Below are 1394 nucleotides of genomic sequence, written 5' to 3'. Positions count from 1 at the left end.
CGCAATGATGTTGTGGACGGCCCCACCTGAACGGCATCAAGTGCCAAAACGTGGTCGCCGGAGCGCCACAAAGAGGGAGGCCGTCCATGGCGAAGTTTATCAGAGCGGCGATTGATCTGGGCAAGAACTATTTTCAAGTTCATGGGCTTGAGAGCGAAGGCGGCCGATCAATTTCGCGGAAGGTGAAGCGTTCGAAGATGCGTGAGGTCTTTTCGCAGATCGAACCGTGCCAGGTTGCCATGGAGGCCTGCGGTTCAGCGCATTATTGGGCTCGCCAACTGGCCGAGATGGGGCACGAGGTGGTTCTGATGCCGCCGGCTTACATAAAGCCCTACGTCAAGCGAGGCAAGAATGACGCGGTCGACGCGGCGGCGATCTGCGAGGCGATGTCGCGACCGGATATGCGCTTCGTGCCGATCAAGAGTGCCGACCAGCAAGCCGTTCTGATGCTGCACAAGACCCGCGAGCTGCTGGTCAAGCAGCGTACGATGGCGGTCAACGCCCTGCGCGGCCACCTTGCCGAGTTCGGCATTGTCGTCGCCAAGGGCATAGGCCGGATCGATGAACTGCTGGCGCTGGCGAAGGCGGATGCCGCACTTCCGTCAGTTGCCATGGCCGCGGTAGCCTGCGTGGCTCAACATCTGGAGGGGCTCGACCTGTCGATCGCGAACGTGGAGAAAGAGATCCTCAAGGCGCACAGACAAAATCCGATCAGCCGCGTGCTCGACGAGATTCCAGGTGTCGGGACGCTGATCGCGTCGGTGGTTGCGGCCAGTGTTCCCGATCCCGGCGTGTTCAAGTCCGGGCGCGACTTCGCGGCATGGCTTGGTCTGACGCCCAGGCAGAACTCGAGCGGAGGCAAGGAGAAGCTCGGCGCAATCACCAAGCAGGGCAACCGCTACATCCGCAAGATGCTCGTCACGGGAGCGACTTCCGTGCTGCGTGTCGTGAGCAAGCGCCAAGGCAATCTCGCCGACTGGATCAACGCGCTACGGGCCAGGAAGCCTGAGCGGCTGGTCGCCGTGGCTCTGGCCAATAAGCTGGCAAGGATCTGCTGGGCGATCATGACCACAGGCGAGAGCTTCCGTACCGATACGTACGTCAAGGCCTGAGCGCACCCACCATCTCAAGCAGCGTTCAAGTGAGTATGCCGGATCAAGTTTGGTAAGCACGAAAGAAGTGATGAGCGATACGGTCACCACCGAAAGCCATGGACACCCCGACACCGTCATAAGCTGCCAAGCTCGCCGCAATGATAGGGACCACGGCAATCGGATTTCATCAGGGCCAGCGGTCGTAAACCCGCACCAACAGGCCGGACATATGACTGAAGCCGACCAAGTCGTTCGATATTTCAAAAAGTGCTTGCCAATAGGGGCCGTCCACATATGACG

General features: G+C 60.0%; 1 protein-coding gene. It reads left to right on the top strand.

The features are described from left to right. Nucleotides 1-86: 86 nt before the first annotated feature. A complete protein-coding gene (locus tag ACYCVF_RS36725) occupies nt 87-1112 on the top strand; it encodes an IS110 family RNA-guided transposase (protein WP_459605040.1) in 1026 nt (341 codons plus the stop codon). Nucleotides 1113-1394 lie beyond the last annotated feature (282 nt).

This window comes from Bradyrhizobium cedriense (genome assembly GCF_054602315.1).
This window is presented reverse-complemented; position numbering and strand designations above follow the sequence as displayed.

Bases quoted from the DNA above. Each gene is read 5' to 3' on its own strand.
- ACYCVF_RS36725 (WP_459605040.1), top strand. From the start codon at position 87: ATGGCGAAGTTTATCAGAGCGGCGATTGATCTGGGCAAGAACTATTTT.